The sequence below is a fragment of the Streptosporangium sp. NPDC006013 genome, assembly GCF_040614275.1.
GTDB lineage: Bacteria > Actinomycetota > Actinomycetes > Streptosporangiales > Streptosporangiaceae > Streptosporangium.
In genome coordinates this window covers 1-8,276 of sequence record NZ_JBEXUE010000441.1, presented here as the reverse complement: position 1 = coordinate 8,276, position 8,276 = coordinate 1, and the positions used below count along the sequence as shown (strand labels likewise).

The 8,276-nt window shown below is 69.3% G+C and carries 10 protein-coding genes and 1 tRNA gene; 7 read left to right on the top strand and 4 right to left on the bottom strand.

Annotation, left to right across the window (positions count from 1 at the left end; translation table 11 throughout):
* Nucleotides 1-211: 211 nt before the first annotated feature.
* Nucleotides 212-1,108, bottom strand: coding sequence for an RNA polymerase sigma-70 factor (locus ABZ260_RS40780; protein ID WP_355628373.1), 897 nt, complete (start codon nt 1,106-1,108; stop codon nt 212-214).
* 109 nt (nt 1,109-1,217) lie between these two features.
* Between ABZ260_RS40780 and ABZ260_RS40775 the strand changes: the two genes are divergently transcribed.
* Entirely contained in the window at nt 1,218-2,648 is a 1,431-nt protein-coding gene (locus ABZ260_RS40775) for an MFS transporter (RefSeq protein WP_355628371.1), read from the top strand.
* 19 nt (nt 2,649-2,667) lie between these two features.
* Nucleotides 2,668-2,740, top strand: a tRNA-Ala gene (locus tag ABZ260_RS40770).
* Between the two features lie 268 nt (nt 2,741-3,008).
* Here the strand turns inward: ABZ260_RS40770 and ABZ260_RS40765 are convergent.
* Nucleotides 3,009-3,506: a hypothetical protein gene (locus ABZ260_RS40765; protein ID WP_355628368.1), complete on the bottom strand. Its 498-nt coding sequence runs from the start codon at nt 3,504-3,506 to the stop codon at nt 3,009-3,011.
* A 166-nt stretch (nt 3,507-3,672) separates the two neighbouring features.
* Between ABZ260_RS40765 and ABZ260_RS40760 the strand changes: the two genes are divergently transcribed.
* Nucleotides 3,673-4,590 (top strand): YegS/Rv2252/BmrU family lipid kinase, encoded by a 918-nt coding sequence (locus ABZ260_RS40760; protein ID WP_355628365.1) that lies wholly within the window; start codon nt 3,673-3,675, stop codon nt 4,588-4,590.
* A gap of 242 nt (nt 4,591-4,832) precedes the next feature.
* Nucleotides 4,833-5,270: an SRPBCC family protein gene (locus tag ABZ260_RS40755; RefSeq protein WP_355628363.1), complete on the top strand. Its 438-nt coding sequence runs from the start codon at nt 4,833-4,835 to the stop codon at nt 5,268-5,270.
* Here the strand turns inward: ABZ260_RS40755 and ABZ260_RS40750 are convergent.
* Complete coding sequence (locus tag ABZ260_RS40750) at nt 5,254-6,075, bottom strand: MerR family transcriptional regulator (protein WP_355628360.1); 822 nt, start codon at nt 6,073-6,075, stop codon at nt 5,254-5,256. The genes ABZ260_RS40755 and ABZ260_RS40750 overlap by 17 nt on opposite strands.
* A 107-nt stretch (nt 6,076-6,182) precedes the next feature.
* Here ABZ260_RS40750 and ABZ260_RS40745 point away from each other — a divergent pair, with 107 nt between their 5' ends.
* The 3 genes from ABZ260_RS40745 to ABZ260_RS40735 all read left to right on the top strand — a co-directional run bounded on the left by ABZ260_RS40745 (nt 6,183) and on the right by ABZ260_RS40735 (nt 7,772).
* Nucleotides 6,183-6,554 carry a methyltransferase domain-containing protein gene (locus tag ABZ260_RS40745; RefSeq protein ID WP_355628357.1) on the top strand — a complete coding sequence of 124 codons (372 nt, stop codon included), beginning with the start codon at nt 6,183-6,185 and terminating at the stop codon, nt 6,552-6,554.
* Nucleotides 6,554-6,919, top strand: coding sequence for a hypothetical protein (locus ABZ260_RS40740; RefSeq protein WP_355628354.1), 366 nt, complete (start codon nt 6,554-6,556; stop codon nt 6,917-6,919). The genes ABZ260_RS40745 and ABZ260_RS40740 overlap by 1 nt, the downstream gene beginning before the upstream one ends.
* Before the next feature lie 61 nt (nt 6,920-6,980).
* Nucleotides 6,981-7,772: an SDR family oxidoreductase gene (locus ABZ260_RS40735; protein WP_355628351.1), complete on the top strand. Its 792-nt coding sequence runs from the start codon at nt 6,981-6,983 to the stop codon at nt 7,770-7,772.
* Nucleotides 7,773-7,805: 33 nt separating this feature from the next.
* Here the strand turns inward: ABZ260_RS40735 and ABZ260_RS40730 are convergent.
* The coding region (locus tag ABZ260_RS40730) for a serpin family protein (RefSeq protein ID WP_355628349.1) at nt 7,806-8,276 on the bottom strand (471 nt) is incomplete at its 5' end.

Below are 8,276 nucleotides of genomic sequence, written 5' to 3'. Positions count from 1 at the left end.
TCAGCTGGGGATGGCGAAGGTGTAGGACCAGACGAACCGGCTCGCCGCGTGTACACCTCGGGCGTATTCGACCACGTGGCCGTCGGCCGTACGGGACCTCGGCGCACGCGATGGCCGCGGTGAGCCCGGCGAGCCCGCCGCCGACGATGCTGATGTCTCGCATGTTTGGTGTCATGCCCTCACGACGGAGCGCGGGGCGTCGTTCGTGACATCACCGCGATCCCCCCAGCCGGGAGAGCTTCTCCGGGTTCGCCACCAGGAAGACGGTCCTGATCAGTCCGTCCTCGACGACCAGCGAGAACACCGTGATCGGCTGCCCGCTCACGCTCACCACCGCGGCGGGCCCGCCGTTCACCTCCGCGACCTCCACCTCGAAGCCGGGGAACGACTCGGCGCCCAGGCTCTCCATGAATCTCCGCACGCCCGTCTCGGATCCGATCGAGGACAGGAACCGCGCCACCCTGCCCGCGCCCCTGATGACCCGCAGCGGGGCCTTGACCTTGCCGCCGCCATCGCTGACCAGCGACGCGTCCTCGGCGAGCAGCGTGGTCAGCGCCTCCAGGTCTCCGGTCACGGCCGCTGCGGCGAATCGCTCGGTGAGCCTGCGCCGCAGCCCCCGGTCCACCTCGAACCTCGGTCTGCCCTCCTGGACGTGCTCCCTGCCGCGCCGGGCCAGTTGCCGGGTAGTCGCCTCGCTGCGCCCGATCATCTCGCCGATCTCCGCGTACGGCATGTCGAACGCCTCCCGCAGCACGAACACCGCACGTTCCAGCGGGGACAGGGTCTCCAGCACCACGAGCAGCGCCAACTCGACCGAGTCGGCCAGTTCGGCGTGCTCGGCCACATCCGGGGTGACGACCAGTTCCGGCAACCACGGCCCGACGTAGGACTCCCGCTGGGCCCGCACCCGCCGGAGCCGGTCGATGGAGAGCCGTGTCACCACCCTGACCAGGTAGGCGCGGTCGTCCCGCACCTGGGAGGCGTCCACCCCCGACCAGCGCAGCCACGCCTCCTGGACCACGTCTTCGGCGTCGGTCACGCTGCCCAGGATCCGGTAGGCGACCCCGGTCAGCAGGTCGCGGTGTCCTTCGAAACGCTCAACGGCCATAGGGGCATAGACGTATCACGGCCCTCCGGTGTGACATAGCCCGGTAAACGGCTGTTTACTGCCGCGCCTTACCATGCGAGAGCAGAAGTCGGCAGCGAAGGAGTGTGCAGTGACGGGAACGATCGTCGCCGAACCGGGCGCCGCGCAGCAGGGCAGACATCTCTGGTTGAGCCTGGTGGCGCTCTCCGCGGCAGGGATGGTCGTCTCCGTCCAGCAGACCGTGGTCATCCCGCTGCTGCCCCGGCTGATGGCCACCTTCGGCGTGTCGGTGGCCGAGGTCACCTGGGTCTTCACCGCCTCACTGCTCGCCGCCGCGGTGGCCACGCCGCTGCTGTCGCGCCTCGGCGACATGTACGGCAAGAAGCGGATGATCCTGTTCACGGTCGGCCTGCTCGTCCTGGGCTCGTTGGTCTGCGCCCTGTCCGCTTCCCTTCCCGTACTGATCGCCGGACGGGCCCTGCAGGGCGCGTCGGCGGCGCTGGTACCGCTGGCCATCGGCATGATCAAGGACACCTTCCCGCCCGACAGGGTCATGACGGCCATCGGGGTGGTCAGCGCCACCATGGGCGTCGGCGGCAGCCTCGGCATGATCGTCACCGGCCTGATCGCCGACCGCACCCCCAGCCACCACCCGGTCTTCTGGATCACCGCGGGGCTCGGCGTGATCGCGATCGTTCTCATCGTGCTGAGTGCCCCCGGCGGCGGAACCGGTGCCGGAGGCCGCCCCGACCTCATCGGCGCGGCACTGCTGTCCGCCTGGCTCGTCTGCCTGCTGCTGGCGATCTCCAAGGGCAACGACTGGGGCTGGGGTTCGGGAGCCGTCCTGCGGCTGTTCGCGGGCGCGGGCGGATTCGGTGCCGTCTGGGTCTTCAGTCAGCTGCGGCTCCGGGCGCCGATGGTACGGCTCCACCTGCTCGTCGGGCGCCGTTCCCTCCCGGCCAACCTGGCCTCGCTGCTCCTGGGCTTCGCCATGTTCGGCTCCTTCGCCCTGATCTCCAGCTTCATCCAGACGCCCCCGTCCGCCGGGTACGGTTTCGGGGGATCTGTCCTTGACGTCGGTCTCTACGCCCTGCCCAGCACCGTGACCATGCTGCTCTCCTCCTTCATGGCCGGCCGTCTCTCGGCCTGGTTCGGCCCCGCCTACTCCCTCGCTCTCGGCGCGGGCCTGTGCGCGATCGGATTCGGCTGGTTCACCCTCTTCAACGACTCGGTGCTCCAGCTGGTCGGCGCCAACGCGGTGCAGGGGCTGGGCTTCGGCGTCGCCTACGCGGCGCTGGGCGCGCTCGCCGTGCAGCACGTGCCCAGGGACCAGAGCGGCATCGCCAGCGGTATCAACTCCCTGGTCCGCTCCATCGGCGGCAGCCTCTCCGGCGCCGCGACCGCCGCGCTCCTCACCTCCATCACCGTCGCCGGTACCGCCATCCCATCCCGGGACGCCTACGTGATCTCCTTCGGGATCATCACCGTGAGCGCCCTGGGGTCGGCGGCCATCGCGCTCGTGTCCGGAATGATGGCGCGAGGGGTGTCTGAAGTCGGTTAAGATTTCATCTGCATCGCAAGGGGCTATGGCGCAGCTGGTAGCGCGCCTCCATGGCATGGAGGAGGTCTGGGGTTCGAATCCCCATAGCTCCACTTCGGTGGCTGGGGCTCGCTGTTCGCAGACGGAGATCTGCTTCCGGCGGGCCCCTTCGTCGTTCACACGGGGGGACGACCCCCCGAGCCCCCCGGTGCGAGGGCTTCGCCCCCGCGCCCCCGGCCCCTTCGCTTCGCTCGGGGCGTGCCGCACGCTGTCCGGTCTCCGTATCGGCCGTAGGCCATGGCCGGTACGACATCGGCCCAGGTGCTCGGCCGTGTGTTCGCCGTCCGTCGCGGGCCGGAGAGCCGAACGTTGGGGGCGGGGTCAGTCGTCGGAGGCGACGATGACGGCCAGGGAGCCCTCGTTCCGGTCGATCAGGACCAGCTCGTGAAACTCGCCGAGGATCCATCCCAGGTCGTCGTCGCGGGCCGCCTCGTCGAGGTCGCGGAGGCGATAGCGGGAGGTGGCCGCGCGGATCAGCCGGTAGACCTCGGTCTCCAGGTCGTGGGCGACGGTCTCGGGGAGATCGGTGTACCTGCCGGCCCAGGCGTGGATCGTGGCGGAGGCGGTTTCCGCGTCGACGTCCTCGAAGGAGGCGGCCGAGAGCGCGTCGAGGCGGTAGGGGCCGTGCACCGACCCGTCGCCCTTCCAGGAGTCGGAGCCCAGATAGTCGTCCCGGTACAGCTGGTGCGAGAGCAGCGCGGTGAGCAGCGGTTCGTCGTCCTGTCCGGGGGTGATACGGAAGTGCTTCACGTCCACCCAGCGGTAGGTCCTGTCCTTGAAGTTGACCAGGGTGGTCGAGGTGAACGCCAGTTGCTCCATGGTTGTGACGATAGTGACTTCCAGCACCTGTTGATCACCGATTGACCGAACCGGACGAGCAGCCGGGAGGCGCGGAAACTGGATACGAGCTGGGCGCACGCGACGTTTGCCGCCCCGAGGCGAGGGCAGCCGTCACCGTATCCGGCACGGTGCTACAGGAGGTCAGATGCTGCCCCGGAAGCAGAGGATCGGCACGGTCGCGGTGATCGCTCACCAGCGGAAGTCATTCGGCGGAGGGCTGGACGAGCTGCGCAGGCTCCTCGCCGACGAGGGAGTCGGCGAGCTGCTCTGGTACGAGGTGCCCAAGAGCAGGAAGGCGCCGAAGAAGGCGCGGAAGGCGCTGAAGGAGGGGGCCGACCTGATCCTGGTGTGGGGCGGTGACGGCATGGTGCAGCGCTGCGTGGACGCGATCGCGGGCTCGGGCGTCACGGTCGGCATCCTCCCCGCGGGAACGGCCAACCTCTTCGCGCAGAACCTGGGCATCCCCGAGGACCTGCCCAAGGCCGTGCACGTCGCGTTCCACGGTGAGAGCCGGAAGCTGGACCTGGGGAAGGTCAACGGGGAGCACTTCGCCGTCATGGCCGGGGTCGGCTTCGACGCGGCGATGATGGAGGAGGCCGACCGGGGGTTGAAGGACCGCCTGGGGCGTGCGGCGTACGTCTGGACGGGACTGCGCCACGTCCGCGGGGAACTCGTGCCGATGGAGGTCAGGATCGACGGGGTGACGTGGTTCGAGGGCGAGGCCAGCTGCCTGCTGCTGGGCAACGTCGGCACCATCACCGGCGGTATCGAGGCGTTCGACGACGCGCGTCCCGACGACGGATGGCTGGAGATCGGCGTGACCACCGCGAAGGGGCCGATCCAGTGGGCCCGCGTGCTCGGCCGGATGAGCACGGGGCGGTCCGAGGAGTCGCCGTTCGTCCGGATGACCCGGGCACGCAAGATCACCGCCAGATTCGGCTCTCCCATGACCTACGAGCTGGACGGTGGCGCCAAGGGGGCCGTCACCAAGCTCAAGGCCAAGGTCGTGCCCGGCGGCATCACCATCCGCGTCCCCGAGTCCCCCGGCTCCGAGCAGCTGTGATCCCCGGCCACCGTGGACCGGGGACAGCTCTGTCAGGTTGCCGCCGATTCTCCCTTTTAGTCAACATTCATAACAAATGCAGATTCGGTATGGTTTGTCGACTAAATCGCTTTATGGAAAAGAGCGGCAATGACCAGTAGTCATTGGACGGGGGCCGACGGCCCCGGCCGCCCGAGGCGGGTCCGTTCCGGTGCTCGCTCGCGGGCGAGGTCAGAGTGCCCGACAGGGATCGTGTACGGGCTGTGATCGAGCTGAACGTGTCGATCGAGATAGCGCGTCCGGCGGCCGAGATATGGCGGATCATCGCCGACTTCGGCCAGGATCCCCGATGGCGGGCGGGCGTGACCACCATGGCGCCGGACCCGCCGGGCCTCGTCGTCCCGGGTACCACCGCGGACGAATCCATCACTTTCAAGGGCCGTGTCCACCCCACCGGCAGCGTGGTGACCTCGGTGGTTCCCGGGACGGAGTTCGCCTGGCGGATGATCTCGGGGATCGACGCCGAGGGCGGCAGGTCGGTCGTGCCGCTGGACGGAGACCGGTGCCTGGTGACCGTTCACCTCAGGATCAGGCTCCGCGGCCTGCAGCGCCTGCGTGTCCCCTTTGTCAGACGCGCGCTCAGGCACAAGCTCCAGCAGGACCTCCGCCGCCTCGGCGACCTGGTCATCGCGCGCGCGTGACCGTCATCTGCAACTCGGTCACCCAGCTGTCATGGTCGTCGGGTGGGCAGTCGATGGAGACCTCCCGCGCGAGTCCGACACCCCGGTAGCCGTGCTCGTCGATCCAGTGGGCCAGCGTCTGGAACGTCGGGCCCGTCTGCTCCATCGAGCCGCGGTGAATGATGGTGGCGGCCGACTCGATCTCCGGCAGGTCCACGATCGCGAAGTCGTAGTCGCCGCCCGTCTCCGCGGAGACCTCCAATCCGGCGTGCACGGTCACCCGGCCGTCGGCCTCCGGCTCGTAGCGGGCGATGCCATAACCGGTGATCCTCACTCCGGCGGCCTCGATCCTCCGGCACAGGTCGTCGAAGAGCGGCTGGATGACGGGGCCGATGTCCTCGGCGTCGTAGCTCGCCGCGACGGCGGTGAGCTCCGCCACGCGGGTCGCGGGGATCGGCTTGAGCAGAACCTCTTCGGGATGCATGTGACCTTCCTTGGCGATTGTCGTGAGCCTTACTTCCACCCGGATCAGCCGCGCCGCGTCCGCCGCGATCCGCTCCTCCAGTTCCGCGCGGCGCAACCGCAGCATCCCGTGAAGCTCTGCGGCGTCGACCCGTTCGTCCAGGATCGAACCGACCTGGTGCAGGGTGAAGCCGAGGTCCTTCAGGGCGATGACGCGGTTGAGCCGTGACAGCTGGTCGGCCCGGTAGAAGCGGTGACCGGCCGGGTCGACATGGGCGGGCTGAAGTAGGCCGATCGCGTCGTAGTGGCGCAACATGCGCACCGACACGCGGCCGAGCTGGGCGAACTCTCCTATGCTGAACATGGTGCCTTCAGGTATAGGGGCTGACACCGTGTCAGCCGCAACCTCAGATCCGCCCCCCGCGGATAACCGGTTGTCCGGCCGTTCCCCACCTGGGAAGCATGGTGGTCGTGTCACTGCGTTTTCACGAGATCGCCGAGGGCGGTCACCGTATCCTCAACCCGTTCACGAACGACAAGCTGGCGCTGCTCGGCGAGGTCGCCAGGCTCCGGCGGGGAACCCGCCTGCTCGACCTGTGCTGCGGCAAGGCGGAGATGCTCTGCCAGTGGTCTCTCGCCCACGGGATCGAGGGGGTCGGGGTCGACATCAGCGACGTCTTCCTCGATGCGGCGCGTGCCAGGGCCAGGGAACTCGGGGTCACCGATCGCGTACGCCTGAAGAAGGGTGACGCCGGAGCCTACCCGGCGGAGCCGGGTTCGACGTCGTGTCCTGCCTGGGGGCGACCTGGATCGGCAACGGGTTGGAGGGGACGGTCAAGCTGATGCTCCCCCCGCTGAAGGAGGACGGGATCCTGCTCGTCGGCGAGCCGTACTGGAACTCCGAGCCGCCCGCGGCGGCATACGAGTCGTTCGGGTTCGGGCCGGACGACTTCACCTCGCTGGCGGGGACCTTCGACAGGTTCGAGGCGGCAGGGGTCGAGGTGCTGGAGATGGTCCTCGCCGACCAGGACAGCTGGGACCGTTACGTGGCGAGCCAGTGGTGGACGCTGAGTGACTGGCTGCGTGACAATCCCGACGATCCCGACGTCGAGGGAGTGCGCGGCTTTTTGGAGCGCTGCCGCCGCTCGCACGTCGAGTACGGCAGACGTCACCTCGGCTGGGGTGTCTTCGTACTGCGCCGTCGTTGACGGCTACTGGCGGGTAGGAATAGGTTCCCAGAGACCGGCTGGTCGGTTCGAGGGAGCTTGCATGCGGGTGCGGGACAAGGTCGTGGTGGTGACCGGGGCCTCGAGCGGGATCGGCCGGGCGATGGTCCGCAGGTTCGCCGCCGAAGGGGCGGCAGGCGTGGTCGTGGCCGACATCGACGCGGCGGGTGCGATCGCGGTGGCCAGGGAGATCGGTGACCGGGCGGTCGCGGTACGGGCTGACGTGTCGGTCGAGGAGGACGTACGAGGCCTGGTCACCACCGCCGAGAGTGCCTTCGGCCCGGTCGGCCTGTTCTGTTCCAACGCCGGCGTCACCACCGGCCGCGGGCTCGACGCCACGAACCCGGACTGGACCCGGACGATCGCGGTGAACGTCCTCGCCCACGTCTACGCGGCACGCGCGGTCGTGCCCGGGATGGTCGAGCGCGGTGAGGGCTACCTGCTCAACACCTGTTCGGCGGCCGGGCTGGTGAGCTGCCCCGGAGACGCCCCCTACGCCGTGACCAAGTCGGCGGCGATCTCCTTCGCCGAGTGGGTGTCCATCCACTACGCGACCAGGGGCGTCAGGGTCAGCGTGCTCTGCCCGCAGAGCGTGCGCACCGCCATGTTCGAGCGCGGCGTCGCCGCGGACCATCTCAGCGCGAGGGCGGCGGACGCGTCGGGACCCGTCCTCGACCCTGAGGCCGTGGCCGACGCGGTGGTCGAGGGCCTCGCCGCCGAGCGGTTCCATGTCTTCCCGCACCCCGAGGTCGCCGGCTTCGTCCGGCGCAAGGCCGAGGACCCCGACCGCTGGCTGACCGGAATGGCGCATTTCGTTGACTCGTTGCGGGCGTGATCGCCGGGGTCCGGCCTGACCGTCCGTGCCGGCTCAGCTCCTGGCGGCCGGATCGCCGACCTGGCCGATGAACAGCGGGGTCAGCGTCGGCCGGTGAACGATCGCGAAGGCGAACGGGTGGTCGGCGCGGACCTCGGCCTCGGGCGTGGCCGGGGCCGATACGGCGAAGGCGAGGCCGGTGACGGCGGCGGCCTCGGTGCCCCACTCGTTCACCGTGATGTTGGCGCGGTGGACGGCCTGCTCAAGAGAGGCGCCGTCGGTGATGCCCGAATAGTCGGTCTCCCGCAGTCCCAGCTTCCCGAGCGGCTCCGCCAGGTCCAGGCTCGTGGAGAAGTCCCAGCGTGGCATGGCGAGCCTCACCGGCCGTTCCCTGAGCCCGGCGGCCACCCGTGTCATCACGGCGGGGGAGAGCAGATCGCCGGGAGAACCGCCTGCCTGCGGTACGAGAACCCACATGGCCAGGTCACCGCCGGCGTACCGCAACTCCACGGCCTGCCAGCCGGG

Coding starts and splice junctions, on each gene's coding strand:
- ABZ260_RS40765 (WP_355628368.1), bottom strand. CDS start 3,506: ATGGAGCAACTGGCGTTCACCTCGACCACCCTGGTCAACTTCAAGGAC.
- ABZ260_RS40735 (WP_355628351.1), top strand. CDS start 6,981: ATGCGGGTGCGGGACAAGGTCGTGGTGGTGACCGGGGCCTCGAGCGGG.
- ABZ260_RS40780 (WP_355628373.1), bottom strand. CDS start 1,108: ATGGCCGTTGAGCGTTTCGAAGGACACCGCGACCTGCTGACCGGGGTC.
- ABZ260_RS40740 (WP_355628354.1), top strand. CDS start 6,554: ATGCTCCCCCCGCTGAAGGAGGACGGGATCCTGCTCGTCGGCGAGCCG.
- ABZ260_RS40760 (WP_355628365.1), top strand. CDS start 3,673: ATGCTGCCCCGGAAGCAGAGGATCGGCACGGTCGCGGTGATCGCTCAC.
- ABZ260_RS40750 (WP_355628360.1), bottom strand. CDS start 6,075: ATGTTCAGCATAGGAGAGTTCGCCCAGCTCGGCCGCGTGTCGGTGCGC.